The organism is Candidatus Poribacteria bacterium (assembly GCA_016866785.1).
GTDB lineage: Bacteria > Poribacteria > WGA-4E.
On record VGLH01000002.1, the window covers coordinates 18,382 to 33,167 of the forward strand.

Annotated in this window: 12 protein-coding genes; 7 read left to right on the forward strand and 5 right to left on the reverse strand. The window is 65.8% G+C overall.

The window, feature by feature from the left end:
* The first annotated feature begins 15 nt into the window (after nt 1-15).
* The 5 genes from FJZ36_00490 to FJZ36_00510 are packed head-to-tail and all read left to right on the forward strand — an operon-like array spanning nt 16 to nt 5,263.
* Nucleotides 16-1,782 carry a hypothetical protein gene (locus FJZ36_00490; GenBank protein MBM3213385.1) on the forward strand — a complete coding sequence of 589 codons (1,767 nt, stop codon included), beginning with the start codon at nt 16-18 and terminating at the stop codon, nt 1,780-1,782.
* On the forward strand, nt 1,782-2,780 hold the full coding sequence (locus FJZ36_00495) for a Gfo/Idh/MocA family oxidoreductase (GenBank protein MBM3213386.1): 999 nt from the start codon (nt 1,782-1,784) through the stop codon (nt 2,778-2,780). The genes FJZ36_00490 and FJZ36_00495 overlap by 1 nt, the downstream gene beginning before the upstream one ends.
* Nucleotides 2,773-3,540: an NAD(P)-dependent oxidoreductase gene (locus FJZ36_00500; GenBank protein ID MBM3213387.1), complete on the forward strand. Its 768-nt coding sequence runs from the start codon at nt 2,773-2,775 to the stop codon at nt 3,538-3,540. The genes FJZ36_00495 and FJZ36_00500 overlap by 8 nt, the downstream gene beginning before the upstream one ends.
* Entirely contained in the window at nt 3,537-4,232 is a 696-nt protein-coding gene (locus FJZ36_00505) for an SDR family oxidoreductase (GenBank protein MBM3213388.1), read from the forward strand. Before FJZ36_00500 ends, FJZ36_00505 begins: the two co-directional genes overlap by 4 nt.
* Nucleotides 4,233-4,258: 26 nt before the next feature.
* Nucleotides 4,259-5,263 (forward strand): hypothetical protein, encoded by a 1,005-nt coding sequence (locus FJZ36_00510; GenBank protein MBM3213389.1) that lies wholly within the window; start codon nt 4,259-4,261, stop codon nt 5,261-5,263.
* On the opposite strand, the gene FJZ36_00515 is transcribed toward FJZ36_00510, so the two are convergent.
* Genes FJZ36_00515 through FJZ36_00535 form a run of 5 tightly spaced genes read right to left on the reverse strand, consistent with a single transcriptional unit; the run spans nt 5,260 to nt 10,842 of the window.
* A complete protein-coding gene (locus FJZ36_00515; GenBank protein ID MBM3213390.1) occupies nt 5,260-6,135 on the reverse strand; it encodes a sugar phosphate isomerase/epimerase in 876 nt (291 codons plus the stop codon). The genes FJZ36_00510 and FJZ36_00515 overlap by 4 nt on opposite strands.
* 35 nt (nt 6,136-6,170) lie before the next feature.
* A complete protein-coding gene (locus FJZ36_00520) occupies nt 6,171-7,049 on the reverse strand; it encodes a creatininase family protein (GenBank protein MBM3213391.1) in 879 nt (292 codons plus the stop codon).
* On the reverse strand, nt 7,046-8,275 hold the full coding sequence (locus FJZ36_00525) for a UPF0261 family protein (GenBank protein MBM3213392.1): 1,230 nt from the start codon (nt 8,273-8,275) through the stop codon (nt 7,046-7,048). The genes FJZ36_00520 and FJZ36_00525 overlap by 4 nt, the downstream gene beginning before the upstream one ends.
* Before the next feature lie 23 nt (nt 8,276-8,298).
* A complete protein-coding gene (locus FJZ36_00530; GenBank protein ID MBM3213393.1) occupies nt 8,299-9,396 on the reverse strand; it encodes a (Fe-S)-binding protein in 1,098 nt (365 codons plus the stop codon).
* Nucleotides 9,397-9,405: 9 nt separating this feature from the next.
* Entirely contained in the window at nt 9,406-10,842 is a 1,437-nt protein-coding gene (locus FJZ36_00535) for an FAD-binding oxidoreductase (protein MBM3213394.1), read from the reverse strand.
* Nucleotides 10,843-10,968: 126 nt separating this feature from the next.
* Between FJZ36_00535 and FJZ36_00540 the strand changes: the two genes are divergently transcribed.
* Together FJZ36_00540 and FJZ36_00545 are read left to right on the forward strand one after the other, a co-directional pair.
* Nucleotides 10,969-13,437 carry an alpha/beta hydrolase gene (locus FJZ36_00540; protein ID MBM3213395.1) on the forward strand — a complete coding sequence of 823 codons (2,469 nt, stop codon included), beginning with the start codon at nt 10,969-10,971 and terminating at the stop codon, nt 13,435-13,437.
* 27 nt (nt 13,438-13,464) lie between these two features.
* On the forward strand, nt 13,465-14,757 hold the full coding sequence (locus tag FJZ36_00545) for a sulfatase (GenBank protein ID MBM3213396.1): 1,293 nt from the start codon (nt 13,465-13,467) through the stop codon (nt 14,755-14,757).
* Nucleotides 14,758-14,786: the final 29 nt, after the last annotated feature.

The window sequence follows — 14,786 nt, forward strand, 5'->3', positions numbered from 1 at the left end:
TCGAGGAAGGACACGATGGATTCCCCTCGACTTCGTGGTTCCGACGGACCCCTCCGGTTCAGCGCCTACGTACCCGCCGAGAACGTGACGCGGCTCTTGTCAAGCGCCGAGGGACTGGACGAGGCGATCCGGCTGTGGCGCGCCAATGGCGTCACGAAGGTGTACCTCGACTGCCTTCGCGGCGGGCATTTCCCCGGCGAGCAAGTGCTCAGCACCGCGCGCGACACGATCCGACAAGCTGGGATCGGCGTCGCCGCAGGCATCACGCCGACTGCTGGCACGGGCAAGGCGTCGACGCACGGACGCTGGTGGCTGTGCTACACGAATCGGTCCACTCAACGAGAGTTGGCGGACATCGTCACGCGGACAGCGCGTCTGTTCGATGAGCTCATCGTCGACGACTTCCTCTGCACTCAGTGCCAGTGTGACGAGTGCCGGGATGCGCGTGGCACGTCAACGTGGGTCGATTACTACGCATCGCTCATGCGTCATATCGCCGCTGAGTGCATCTTGGGTCCTGCGCGAGCCGTCAATCCGGATATCCACGTCGTCATCAAGTACCCGCAGTGGTACGACCGGTTCCACGCCTTCGGATACGATGTGACGAGCCATCCGAGCCGCTTCGACGAGGTCTGGGTCGGAACCGAGATCCGCGATACACTGGTCGAGTATGTGCATCCGTACCAAGCCTTCGCCAACTACTCTTGGCTCGCGTCGCTGTCCGGGGAACGCATCGGCGGCGCGTGGTTCGACTTCATCAACTGCTACCCGGAGCGCTACGTCGAGCAGGCAGTGCAGAGCGTCCTCGCTGGAGCCCGCGAGTGCATCCGGTTCCACTACGATCCTGCGCTCTGGGACCCCGCCGTCGAGAACACAGCAGCGCTGTTGAGGGAGACCCTTCGCCTCGCCCGGCTCGCCGACGCACTGGGATCGCGCCGGGCGCAAGGCGTCACGTTCGTCAAGCCGACGGGCTCCGATGGCAGGGACGAGACCTACCTGCCGGACTATCTCGGCATGCTGGGGTTGCCACTCGTGATGGCGCACGAGTTCCCGGTCGAGGCAGATGCCGTCTGCCTCGCCGTCCACGCAGCCGGCGACGCGGATCTCTCCGAGCGGGCTCTCGCGTTCGCTCGCAGCGGCGGAACGCTCCTGCTGACGCCGGGCTACGTCGAAGCGATGGCGCACGACACGCATGTCCTCGAAGCGGCGGGACTTGCGAGCCCGCCCGTCGCTCGGAGCGACTCGTGGACGTTCCGGTTCGCCGTCGGCGGCGCACGAGCCGATGGCGAGGCGCACGTCCGGTTCAGCGCGCGTCCGGTTCCGGCAGGAGCGAACACGCTCGCATCGGCGATCTGCGCCAACGGTTCCTTCCCGGTGCTCACATCGCGTGCATATGGGCAGGGCACGGTGCACGTGCTGAACACGACGACCTTCCAGTACGCCGAGGGATCGGGACGCGTGACGACGGGCGAGCCCGTGTCGCTCCCCCATCTGCCGCAGGCAGTCGTCGACGCGATCCGGACTGCGGCTCTCCCCAAAGCGCCGGTCAGCGTGTCGGTTCGCTCTCAGGTTGGCGTCTACCGATTCGGCGACCTGTTCGTGCTGTGCAACTTCAACGATCAGGCTGTGTCGGCGGTTCTGTCCAGCGCGACAGCAACGGATGGACCCATCGTCGATCCGACCAGCGGCGAGCGAGTCGCGAGCTGGCAGGACGGCGAGACGACAGTGCGCATACCGAGACGCGACTACGTCGTACTTCGGGTTGGTGAAGGAGCCATGTGATGCTGCGGATCGCCATCACGGGCGCGGGCTCGATGGGAAGGGCTCACGCGCGATCCATCGGAACCTACGGGGCCCGCGTCGGCGCCGTCCATGATGTCAACGCCGAAGCAGCCAGCGCGCTTGCCAACGAGTGCGGCGCGGAAGCGGCTACGACCCATCTCGATGAGCTCTTCACGGGGGAGCCCGACGGGTTGGTGGTCGCGACGCCGCCGGCGTCACGTATCGAGCCGATCCGGCTGGCTTGCGAGCATGGCGTCGCATTGATGATCGAGAAGCCACCGGCGCTCACGATGCGCGATGGGCTCGCCTGCCAGCGCCTGGTCCGCGACGCAGGCGTGCTGGCGGCTGTCGGGCTGCAGCTTCGTTACCATCCGCTCTACGAACGGCTGCGCGAAATGCTCGCCGGTCAGACCATCCACCTGGCGCGGACGGTGTGCACCGTCGACTACTACCTCAGCTTCCGCATGAACCCATGGTTCCTGCAGATCGAGCACAGCGGCGGGCCCCTGCCGGAGCAGGCGGGGCACATACTCGACGCCCTGCGTTACGTCCTTGGCGACCCGAAGCCGATACGCGCCCACGCCTTCGCCGTCAAGAACATGGCGCACGACCGTGCCGAGTTCGACTCGGAGAACGCCATCCAGGTCTCCTACGAGCTCGACAACGGCGTCTTCGGGACGCACATGAACCACTGCGGGACCGAGCGATTCGCCTTCGACCTGGAGGTCACGGGTCCGCATCTGCGGCTCCAAGCCAACATCACCGAGGGTCGGATCAAGGGCTACCTGCACGGCAAGGACGTTGACGAACCAGCTCCGGCGCAGAGCTCGCTCGGGCTGGACAAGACGGCGGCGTGGCTGCGTGCCATCGAGACGGGCGATACGTCGCTTGTGCGCTCCCCGTTCGACGATGCGTTGCAGACGCTCGCGCTCATCGACGCAGCCGTGCGCTCCCGCAACTCGGGGGTGTTCGCCGATGTGAAGGGCTCCGATGGCTAGGGCTCGCGTGCTCATCACGGGCGGTTCCGGCTATCTTGCGGGCTCCATCGCATCGCGCCTGCGGCAATCCTGCGATCTCACGCTGATGGATCGTGTGGAACCGCCCGCCGACCGCTCCGACCTGCCGTTCAGTCGCGGGGACATCACGTCGTTCGATGACGTGCGTGCCGCCTGTCGTGATCAGGATGCTGTCGTGCACACGGTCGCGCTCGTCCGCGAGCGTTTCGGCAAGCCGCATGGGCTCTTCGCCGATGTCATGGTGAAGGGCACCTGGAACGTCGCCGAAGCGTGCGCTCAGCAGGGCGTGAGACGCATCGTCCACATATCGAGTGTCATCGCGTCCGGCACTCCGGCGCGTTCCGACCATCCGTACGCTGTTGGCGATCCGTGCGTCTACGCGCCCGGCGATCTTTTCTACTGCCTCGCCAAGCGACTCGCAGAGCAGGTCTTGGACGCGAGCGCACAGGCACACGGCTTTCGTGTGATCCACCTGAGACCCGGCATCATCGCCGGAGACGGGCTGAACCGCGAGCCTGCCAAGCCCGCAGGAGACCCGCGCTATTGGTTCATGCATGTCGATCCGCGAGATGTTGCGCAGGCGGTCGAGCTGGCGCTGGTATCAGACCTGACGTCGGGCTGCTACCACATCGTGGCAGGACGCGCCGACAGCCGGTACGAGTGGGAGAGCGCGACCCGTGATCTGGGCTACACTCCTGAGCACAACTGGAAGCACATCCCCGTCAGTGAGGTGAACCCATGACCGTCAAGGGCCAGCACGTCGTCGTCACGGGTGCTAGCCGTGGTCTGGGCAGAGCGGTTGCCGAAGCGTTCCTCGCCGCCGGAGCACGCGTCTGCGGAACCGGTCGCGACCCGGAAGCGCTCGAGGAGACGCGCTCGCGGCTCGAAGCCATCGGCGGCGACTTCGAGCTCGTGACCCTCGACGTCCGTCACGAGGAATCCGTCTGCGACCTGATGCAGCGGTTGGATCGACTCGATATCGTCGTCAACAACGCCGGCATTGCTCGCATCAAGCCGCTGCTCGATACGGCAACAGAGGAGCTGTGCCAGACATTTTCCGTCAACGTCGTGGGCGCGTTCGTCGTCATGCGCGAGGCGGCGCGTCGCATGGTGGCGTCGGGCGGCGGACTAATCGTCAACATCGCGTCCGACGCGGCGATCCGGGGCATCCCACGGATGGCTCCTTACGTCGCGAGCAAACACGCGCTGCTGGGCATGGGACGCTCCGCGAGCCTCGAACTGCGCGGATCCGGGGTGCGCGTCACCACATTCTGCCCGGGGCCCATCGCCACCGACATCTTGGGGCCCGGAACCGCGAGCCCAAACGCGATGACCTGCAAGTCGCTCGCAGAACTGATCGTCAGCATCGCATCGCTGCCGCCCAACGCAGAGCTGCAGGAACTCCTGATCCAGCCGTCGCCCGTCGTCTCCTAGCCGAACACAGATGGGAGGGTCCGCCCATGTCGGTTCCGCGTCTCTCGAACGATGCCATCGGTTGGCTGGCGCGTCGCGTCGCTGAAGCCTCCGCGAAGTTGCCGCGTGAGTTCGCGGACGTCGCGTCCTGGGAGGGCTGGCGCGACGACATGCGCGCTCGGCTCCGTTCCCGTATCGGCGTCCCGTATCTCGAACCGACGGAGGAAGCTGTCATTCGCAGCGACACGGTGATCGCCTCTCATGCTCGGCTTGAGCGCGTCGATATCCCCGCCGACGCCGACTACGCGATCCCTGCCTTCGTCGTGAAGCCGGCAGAACCGAAGGCAGACGGCGGACCTGGCATCGTGCTGTGCCCCGGATGGCCCCAGACGAAGTGGGAGCCGCAGTTCATGCGGTTCGGCGAACGGATGGCGAGGCACGGGTTCGTGACGGCGATTCTCGATCACGCGCCCTTCGGCGAGACGAGCCACAACACGATGCCCGGCGCGATGACCCACGTCATGGGCATCGGGAACCTGCTGGGCATCAGTCAGCTCGCGCTCCGAGCCGCCGAGGCGATGTGCGTCGGCGAGTACCTGCGGATGCGCGACGACGTGCGGTCGGATCGGGTAGCAATTACAGGCCTGTGCCAGGGCGGGATGACGACGTGGATGGCAGGCGGGCTCGACAACCGCTTCGCCGCCGTCGCTCCGGTCGCGTCGGGAACCACGTTCACGGCGTGGGCAGTCGAGATGAGCCGCTACCGGGCGCTCGGAGACGTGTCGCCCTATCCGTTCGGGCTCATCGAGGTGTGCGACACGGAGCACCTGCACGCGGCCGTCGCGCCGAGGCCCCTGCTCGTTCAGGCGAACACGCCGGACGACTGGTGGCCCCTCAGCGGGTTCCAGCAGATCGAATCGTTCTCGCGGCAGGTGTACGAGCTCTACGGGGCGGAGGAACGCTGCGAGTTCGTCGGCGAGATGCACGAGCACGCGATCACGGGGCCCTTCGCCGACCGACTCGAAGCGTTCCTCCTCAAGCACCTGGGCTAGAGCAGCGCCCGCAGGTAGTCCACGGACGCCTTCGTCGCCGCCGAGTATTCCTCGTCGGTCAGAACGCCGCCACCGTGGTCTTGGATGAACTTGAGCTGCGACGCGGGACCCTCCGCCGAGTCGTCGGCGCGTGTCCCAGCGAGAATCGTCCGTTCGACGGGGTTGACGAACTCGACCGTGAGGTGCCCTTCGTAGCCGACCGACTTGAGCGTGTCCACGATGTCCCTCCAGTTCACGTGCCCCAGACCCGGAGGCTTCCGGTTGCTGTCGGCGACGTGAAAGTCGAGGAGGCGCTTGCCCAGAGAGCGGATCGTCGCCAGCGAATCCTCTTCCTCGATGTTCATGTGGAAGGCGTCGACGCAGATGCCGATGTCCTCCCCGATGGCGTCCGCGAGGGCGACCGCCTGCTCGCCACGGTTGATGAAGTAGGTCTCGAACCGGTTGATCGGCTCGATGGCGATCTGGACACCGAGCTTGCGGGCGACGTCGGCGACACGCTTCATGCCATCGACCGCCCACTCCCATTCCTGCTCGATGGAGGCGTCCGGAGCCGTCTTTCCGACCGTCGCCGGCACGGTCGTCATGATCTGACCGCCCAGACCGGCGACCATGCGGATACAGTCCTGCAGGTAGAGGATCGTTCCCTCGCGGAGGTACTTGTCAGCGAGTGTGAGTCCCCGTCCTTCCGTCATGATCGAAACGGAACCTCGGCACGTGATCCCGTGCTTTTCGAGGGTCTTGCGCGTCTCGTCGATGGGGTACAGCTCCGGTTCGCCGCTGATCTCGATGGCGTCGTAGCCGAAGCGCGCCAACCGCTCGACGGTCTGTTCGAGCGGCTCGGGTCGCATCCAGTTGTGCATCCCGATCTTCATGGTCGTCTCCTCCGTGTCGTCGGGTCTCGGACGAGCTAGAAGGCGCGGTCGACGAACTCGCGGTCGTGGACGTTGACGGGCACCTTCGTCAGCTCCTGAACGCCTCGGGCGACGTGCTCCGCCAGCCGACGAAAAGCCTCTTCGCCCTTCTCCGCCGTCGCCCTCAGCGGATTCCCGATGACGCCGCTCTCGATGAACTCGTGGTGATCCATCGGGAACGTGAAATACTTGTAGCCCTCGAACTCGACGTCGGGCATACCGTCCTTCTTCTCGAAGCTCTTGGGGAGGTATTCGGGGATGTGCGCCTTCGTGAACTCCGCGCGCTCCATGCGCACGAACTCCTGGCTCCAGGCGAGGTCTTGGGACGTCTCCAACTCGCTGGCGTGCCAGCCGGGCGTCTCCTCGGGCGGGTTCTCCATGAGTCCCTTGAGGATGCCGACGTAGTTCTCCATGTAGGGCTTCACAAAGGCGATCAACGCGCCGGTTTCGTAGCGCAGCTTGCGCAGGATAGGATCGACGATCTTCACATTGGAGCCGTGTCCGTTGATGAAGATGATCCGGTTGAACCCATGGTGGATGAGGCTCCGCGCGACGTCGTACATAAGGTTCAGCAGCGTCGTGCTGCGAACCGTGATCGTGCCTCGCCCCTCGCCCGGACGGTGCATGTGCTGGGGCGAATAGCCCATCCAGATGGGCGGCGTGTGCAGCACGGCGATCTGGCTGCAGACCCGTCGCGATATCTCGACGGCGGTCAGCGTGTCCGTCCACAGCGGCAGATGGGGCCCGTGCTGCTCCAGACTCGCCATCGGAACCAGCACCGTGTCCTTGTGCTGGAGGTACTCCTTGATGTCCGTGATCGTCAGCTCAGCCAGATTCCACGATCGGAACTTAGCTCGGAACTCCGCATCGCTCACGCGCGATCCTCCTTCGCCATGACGTTCAGGAACACATCCGCCACCTCCAGTCCGAACGCCGTCTCGTTCACATGGCGGTCGAACATCATCACCGGGATGTCACTTCGCAGGTCGGCTCGCAACGCGGCAAGGAAGGCAGCGTCCGCGTCGGGATTCCAGAACGGACCCGTCGGCGTGTTCGGGATCGACAGTCCGCGTGTCGGAACCGCGATGACGACCGATCCCTTCGCAGGATTGAGCCTCTCGGCGAACAGGTGACCCAACTGGATCATCTCGTCGTGCGATGTGCGCACGAGTGTGTACTCAGGATTGTGGTCGTAGACCGGGCGGTCTCGCAACGGCTCGGGGACCGTCCCGGCGTTGAAGACGCTGAAGTCGATGCAACCGGGAACGATCACCTGCGGGAGCCCGACGGCTCCGACGCGCTTCAGGCGGTCCGGTCCGCCGTCGTGGATGCCCCCGACCATCGGGTCGTAGACCTCGTTCGTCGTGAAGTCGATGACACCGACGAACTGCCCCGCCTCGGCGAGCTCCTCCATGGCGGGCCCGCCGACGCCGTTCGAGTGGAAGATGACCGCCTCGTACCCGTGTTCCGCGAGACGCGTCTTCAGCGACATGACTGCCGTCGTCGTGTTCCCAAGCATCGTGACGGCGACGTACTTGCCCTCGGGCTCGGGCAGCTCGTGGCCATGCGCGAGCATCCCGGCTATCGCCGCCGCGACATTGTCGAAGACCGTGCAGGCGACGGGATTCAGCCCGAGGATGTCCACGATCGAGTGGACCGTCATGATATCGCGCGTGCCGACCAACGGCGCGAAGTAGTGCTTCCCCGACGCGATGGGCGAGACGAGCACCTTCGGCACGCCGACTGGCAGCACCATCATCGCCGCAGCGCCCATGACGGCTCCCTCGGCGCCGCCCATGCTCACCATCGCATGGCACTTCCCTTGTCGGTATAGCTCAAGGGACAGCGTCCGAAGCGCCTCGCGCATCCCGTGGACGGCACGGCCCCGGCTCCCTGCGTTCCGAAGCTGCTCGATCGTGAAGCCGCCGTACGTCGCGGCTTCCGCGCGGGAGATGTCCGGCTCGATGCCCAACGGCTCGCCCAGGATACCCGAATCCACGACGATGGGAGACAGCCCCAGCGACCGTAGGCGATCCCGGAGATAGGCGATCTCGGGGCCCTTCGTATCGAGTGTCCCGATGACAACGACGCTCTTGCTCATGCGTTGCGTCTCCTCGATTGCCGTCAGGCGACGTTCGCGGCGAGCAGCTCGTAGAGCCCCTGCACGCGCACGCCGAACTTCGGGGCGTGCTTGGCAAGCTGCGCCAGTGTGCCGGAGCACTCGGTCACGACCGTCTCCGCCCCGACGTTCTTGGCGTCATCGAGACGCGAGTACGTCAGGTGGTTCGATATCTTCGGCTGCGTGAACTGCAACGCCGTGTTGCCCGACGGGTGCGCACGCTCTCGCCGCCAGAAGAGCTCGACCGGCGGACCCCCGACGACCGTACCCAAGAGCCGACGCGGGGCTTCGTGACGCGATGCGACTCGGACAGCGTGCGTCGGATCGACATAGGCGCACTTGCCCAAACCGTCCGCCGCGCGGAGCCGCAACCGACCCGACTCCGCCGCCCCAGACAGGAACGACACGACCTCGATCACCTCGACGCCGTCAGGCAGAGCCAGCCCGAGCCGTTCGTCGTAGAGCCGCGCGAAGGCGTCGTAGTCGCCAGCCGAGAGGACGAACAGCCGCCGCGCTCCCGTTGCAGCGAGCTCCGCCAGGTTCGCCTCTGCGATGCTCTTTGCCGTTTCGTAGAGTCCGAGCGACGCCGGCAAGTAACCGCTGTTCCGCCCAACACCGATCAGGGCTGGCTTTACGCCTGCGCGTTCGAGGAGGCTGAGTGCGGCGTCGAGCGCCGAGCTCCAGGCGTGTTTCGCGTCGTCCCCCACGAACAGGGCGTCCGCCGCCTTCGCGACGGGGTCCGAGGACGATGGTTCGCCATACGGGTTCCCGAACTGGCGAAGCCTCGCGTCCAGGTCAGCGACGACGTCAGGCATCAGACCTGCCGAGATCACCGACTGCCTTGCCAGTGCGATGGCGTCTGGCAGCGCCTGATCCGTCACGCAGTTGGCGCGGCATGTGCCGCAGTCGGCACAAGCGTAGAGGACATCGACCGTCTTCTCGTCCCACGCGATCAGTCCGCGCTCGACCGACGCGATGAGCAGACCCCAGCCGTGGGGCGTGAGCGACTCGCGCCGCGTCACGTGCCCGACTGGGCAGACGTGCCGGCACATGAGGCAATAGCGGCAGTTGTCGCTGATCGGAGTGGAGTCGATGATCTGCATGGCGGTCTCCTAAGCTCCGAAGCCGATCTTGCCGGGGTTCATGATGCCGTTGGGGTCGATCGCCTTCTTGAGGCTGACGAGCAGGTCCCACGCGGGCCCGTACTGCATCCGCGCGAAGCGGCCGAGCTTCAGTCCAACCCCGTGGTGGTCATTGATCATCCCGCCGTGCTCGAAAGACGCCCGCACTGCCGTGGTCCAGACGCGGTTGTGGAGGGTGAGCGCCTCTTCGGCGTCCTCGGGCGGCTCCTCGATGATGAACCGGTCGTAGAGGCTGACACCCCAGTGGTACCAGTGCGAGAAGTGTCCGATGTACTGGACGCCATGGTCGGCGTAGGTCTCCTCGACTGCGCGCTTCTTCGCCCAGTAAAGCGCCTCGATCTTGTCATAGGTCGTGACCGTCTCCGTCGTGCCGTACATCCACGGAAGCTTGAGGCTCTTGGGCGGGTAGTAGAAGTCGTAGCGATGGTTCCACCAGCGCTCGCCGGGCTCCCTGCCCAGGTCGCGTGCGCCGAGCTCGTCGAAGATCGCCATCGCCTTCCGTTCCTGGAGCGCGGCGATGTCCGGGTCGCCGTCGAACCCGACGACCATGTAGGAGCCCTCGAGCTCGTAGCCGAGCACGCGCTTCACCTGCGACGCCGTCGAATGTGCGTCGTAGAGCCGAATGACGAACGGATCGAGCCGCCGCGTCATCAGCCGTCGTCCCGCTTCGAGAGCCTTCGACAGGTCCTCGAACAAGAGCGCTCGGAGATACCGCGCCTCCGGGATATGATCCACCTGAACCGTCGCCTCGGTGATGATGCCCATCGTGCCCTCAGCCCCGAGGAAGATGCGTCCGAAGTCGGGACCGGACGAGTGGTTGGGGACAGCCGGCGTGCGGATGATCGTCCCGTTGGGGAGAACGACTTGCATCGTCATGACGAGGTCTTCAGCTTTTCCGTACTTCGTGCTGATCGTACCGGTTCCTCGCGCGGCGAGAAAGCCAGCGAGCGTCGCGCAGTTGGAGGATGCGGGATAGTGAGGGAAGGTCAAGCCCTTCTCGTTGAGCGCCCACTCGAGCTGCTCGTTGATGATCCCCGCCTGCGCTGTGGCTTTGAGCGACTTCTCGTCGATCTCGATGATCTTACTGAGCCGCTTGGTATCGACGACGATGCCTCCGTGCGTCGCCAACGCTCCGCCCTGCGTTCCCGATCCGCCGCCGTAGGGTACGACGGGAATCCGGTACCCGTTGGCGATCTTCATGATGTCCGCGATCTCTTCCGGAGACCCCGGATGCACGATGACGTCCGGCTTCGACAGCGGCTGGCCCCTGTCGAGCCACATCTGCGCCATCCACGACCAGTCGGTCGAGTAGACGAGCCGATCCGTCTCGTCCGTCGAGACGAACGCCTCGCCGACAACGTCCTCGAGCTCGCTCCGGACCATCTGCCCGAATATGCCCAACGCCATTGCTGCCCCCGATGTGACGGATTGCCTCTTCCCAATGCCCGACGTGCCGTGGATTGATGCCTTCCGCGCCTGTGTGCTAAGGTCGTGTCCCGCGACACGACCCGCGCGCTCCGAGGAGTCCCACTCATGCGTTGCCCGGCGTCGCTCATGTGCCTGCTGGCAGCAGTCGTCCTCTCGCCTTCGGCGTTGTCGCCAGTGTGTGCCGAACCGATCGTGCCGACAAGCTGTCTGATGATCGCTCGCGTCGCCCGGACCGGGCGAACGCCTCTTCACACAGACTTCGTCGAGGCTCAGATTATCCGCGACGCCCCGCCGCCGCAAGAGGGAGACGCCATCGCCTTGGCAGACGGCGAGAGCGCCGTCTGGGAGCGGTCCGAGCTCGACGCCGACGGGAACTTCTCGGGCTCGTTCCGAGGCGGATACGCCTATGTCGCCGTGGACGTGCCGGATGCGCGTGTGATGATCCTCGAAGCGTCAGGCACGCGGGAGGTCACGGTCAACGGAGAACCACGCGTTGGCGATCTCTATGGCACAGGGATCGTTCGGCTTCCCGTCCGTCTCCGCTCAGGCAGGAACGACCTCTATTTCGCCGCCGGGCGAGGCCGGCTGCGCGTCCGACTCGTCGAGCCCGACGCTCCGTCGATGATCCAGGCGCCCGACATGACCCTTCCCGACCTCATTGCCGGCGAAGCCTCCGACATGTGGAGCGCTGCCGTGGTCGTCAACGCCTCATCGGCTGCGCTCACTGGCGCGCGGATCGCCGCCCAGATCGGCAACTCAGTTGTCGAGACGGACACACCGGCGATCGCGCCGCTCAGCATGCGCAAGGTCGAGTTCCGCATCGCGGCAGAGCCGATCGCTGACCACACCGAAGTCCCGCTCCGGCTGACGCTCCTGAGCGCGTCCAGAGCCGCCCTTCACGAGCAGACGACGACCCTTCGCGTCCGCACCTCGACGCAGACGCGAAAGGTGACGTTCGTCAGCGGTATCGACGGGAGCGTCCAGTACTACGCGGTGAATCCCTCCTACGGTGAGTCCGGCTCCCGTCCGGCGCTTGTACTGACGCTCCACGGCGCGGGCGTCGAAGCCATCGGTCAGGCGGACGCCTACTCGCCGAAGTCGTGGGCGCACATCGTCGCGCCGACGAACCGTCGCCCCTACGGTTTCGATTGGGAGGATTGGGGCAGGATCGACGCCATCGAGGTGCTCGACTTGGCACAGTCATCGCTGCGCACCGATCCGTCGCGGACGTACTTGACGGGACACTCCATGGGCGGGCACGGCACGTGGCAGGTGGGAGGTACGGTTCCGTCGCGCTTCGCCGCCATCGGGCCCAGCGCTGGGTGGATCAGTTTCCGCACGTACAGCGGCCGGCGCGAACCGGACTCGCCCAGCTACTTCGGCGACGGGCTCCTGACGCGTGCTGCGGCATCGAGCGACACGCTGGCGCTCGTGCCGAACTACGAGCACTACGGCGTCTACGTCCTCCACGGCGACGCCGACGACAACGTGCCGGTCGAGCAGGCGCGACAGATGCGCGAGCAGCTCGAGCCGTTCCACAAGGACTTCCAGTACTTCGAGCAGCCGGGCGCGGGGCACTGGTGGGACGCGTCGGACGAGCCGGGCGCCGACTGTGTGGACTGGGCACCGATGTTCGATTTCTTCGCCCGCCACGCCGTGCCTTCTGACCGGGCAACACGACGCGTCCGGTTCATCACTGCGAATCCGTCGGCGTCTGCCGACTCTCACTGGCTTCGCATCGAGGCGCAACAGCGGGCGCTAGTACCGAGCTCGGCAGATGTGACCATGGACCCACACCGACGCCGGTTCCGTGGAACCACGGAAAACGTCGAGAGGCTGTCGCTCGACGCGTCGGTACTGACCGACGGAGAGATCGTCGTCGAGCTCGACGGTTCGCACCTCACGGTTCCAGCGCCAACGAACGGTCGGCTGGTCCTGGCACGTACGCCCGATGGCTGGACTCATGCGCCGGCTGCCGATAGCTGGTCGAAGGGCCCAGTGCGCGGTGGGCTCTTCAAGGCAGCCTTCACCAACCGGTTCGTGTTCGTCGTCGGGACGCGCGGCTCGGAAGCCGAGACGACTTGGGCTCGGGCGAAGGCTCGGTACGACTCCGAACAGTGGTGGTATCGCGGAAACGGTTCTGTCGAAATCATCGACGACGCGGCTTTCTCGCCGTCGGAGTACACAGACCGGAGCGTCATTCTCTACGGGAACGCCGACACGAACGCCGCGTGGAGCGTCCTGCTTCCCGACTGCCCGGTACGTGTGACACGGGGATCGGTCGCCATCGGCGACAGGGCGGTCCAGGGGGATGACCTGGCGTGCCTATTCGTCTATCCACGAGCTGACAGCGACACGGCAAGCGTCGGTGTCGTCAGCGGAACCGGCATCGTGGGCTCGCGCCTCACAGACCGCCTGCCCTACTTCCTCTCCGGCGTTGGGTACGCCGATGTGACCGTGATGGGTTCGGAGACGCTGACGGAACCGACGGCAGGCGTCCGGGTCACCGGCTTCTTCGGCAACGACTGGAGCGTCGAACGCGGCGAGTTCGTCTGGCGCGACGCCGCTCCGTGACGCGCACGACCGCGGGAAGGACAACCCATGGCTCGACCCAACATCATCTATCTGCACTCGCACGACACAGGTCGGTACATCCAGCCCTACGGTTACGACGTGCCGACGCCCAACTTCCAGCGGCTCGCCGACGAAGGCATCGTGTTCCGCCATGCCTTCTGTGCGGCTCCGACCTGCTCTCCGAGCCGAGCCGCGCTCCTCACAGGCCAGTCCGCACACTCCAGCGGCATGTTGGGGCTCGCGCATCGCGGCTTCTCGCTGAACGACTACCGGCAGCACATCGTCCATGTCTTGCGGGAAGCCGGCTACCGGTCAACGCTGTGCGGCGTGCAGCACGTCGCGCGAGACGCATCCGCCATCGGGTACGACGAGATTATCCTGACCCCCGGCCGCGATATCGCCGGAGCGGCAGCGCGGTTCCTGTCGAACGCTCCGAGCCAGCCGTTCTTCCTGTCGTGCGGATTCTTCACGACGCACCGCGAGTTCCCGCAACCGGGCCCGGAAGACGATCCGCGCTACTGTCGTCCTCCTGCGCCATTGCCTGACACATCGGAGACGCGGCGAGACATGGCGGCGTACCGCACCTCAGCCCGGCAACTCGACACAGACATCGGAACCGTCCTCGACGCCCTCGAGGCGTCCGGACTGGCTGGGAACACGCTCGTCGTGAACACGACCGATCACGGGCTGGCGTTTCCCGGGATGAAGTGCAACCTGACCGACCACGGGATCGGCGTTCTGCTCATCATACGAGGTCCCGGAGGCTTCAGCGGAGGACGCGTCGTCGACGGGATCGTGTCGCACATCGACATCATGCCGACGCTCTGCGAAGTCGCCGGTATCGACGTTCCGTCGTGGGCGCAGGGGAAGTCGCTAATGCCGCTCGTGCGCGGCGACGCGGACGAGGTAAACGAGGACGTCTACGCCGAAGTCACCTACCACGCCGCGTACGAGCCGCAGCGCGCGGTGCGCACGAAGCGGTGGAAGTACATCCGTCGCTACGGGAACCAGCCGACGCCGGTGCTGCCGAACTGCGACGACAGCCCCAGCAAAAACGTGTGGCTAGAGAACGGATGGCGCACGCGGATCGTCGCACGCGAGCAGCTCTACGACCTGGCGTTCGACCCGAACGAGACGTCCAGCGTCGTCGCGGATCCCGCGATGGCAGACGTGCTCGCGGACATGCGCGGTCGGCTCGACCGATGGATGGAACGCACGGACGACCCGCTGCTGCGCGGCGATGTGCCCGCGCCATCCGGCGCGCAGGTGAACGACCCCCTTGGGCTGTCGCCTCGTGAGCCGACGATCCCCGTGTCCTGAGTTGCCTTGGCGCCTTTGGAGGCAACGTC

Coding starts and splice junctions, on each gene's coding strand:
- FJZ36_00490 (MBM3213385.1), top strand. CDS start 16: ATGGATTCCCCTCGACTTCGTGGTTCCGACGGACCCCTCCGGTTCAGC.
- FJZ36_00495 (MBM3213386.1), top strand. CDS start 1,782: ATGCTGCGGATCGCCATCACGGGCGCGGGCTCGATGGGAAGGGCTCAC.
- FJZ36_00500 (MBM3213387.1), top strand. CDS start 2,773: ATGGCTAGGGCTCGCGTGCTCATCACGGGCGGTTCCGGCTATCTTGCG.
- FJZ36_00505 (MBM3213388.1), top strand. CDS start 3,537: ATGACCGTCAAGGGCCAGCACGTCGTCGTCACGGGTGCTAGCCGTGGT.
- FJZ36_00510 (MBM3213389.1), top strand. CDS start 4,259: ATGTCGGTTCCGCGTCTCTCGAACGATGCCATCGGTTGGCTGGCGCGT.
- FJZ36_00515 (MBM3213390.1), bottom strand. CDS start 6,135: ATGAAGATCGGGATGCACAACTGGATGCGACCCGAGCCGCTCGAACAG.
- FJZ36_00525 (MBM3213392.1), bottom strand. CDS start 8,275: ATGAGCAAGAGCGTCGTTGTCATCGGGACACTCGATACGAAGGGCCCC.
- FJZ36_00530 (MBM3213393.1), bottom strand. CDS start 9,396: ATGCAGATCATCGACTCCACTCCGATCAGCGACAACTGCCGCTATTGC.
- FJZ36_00535 (MBM3213394.1), bottom strand. CDS start 10,842: ATGGCGTTGGGCATATTCGGGCAGATGGTCCGGAGCGAGCTCGAGGAC.
- FJZ36_00540 (MBM3213395.1), top strand. CDS start 10,969: ATGCGTTGCCCGGCGTCGCTCATGTGCCTGCTGGCAGCAGTCGTCCTC.
- FJZ36_00545 (MBM3213396.1), top strand. CDS start 13,465: ATGGCTCGACCCAACATCATCTATCTGCACTCGCACGACACAGGTCGG.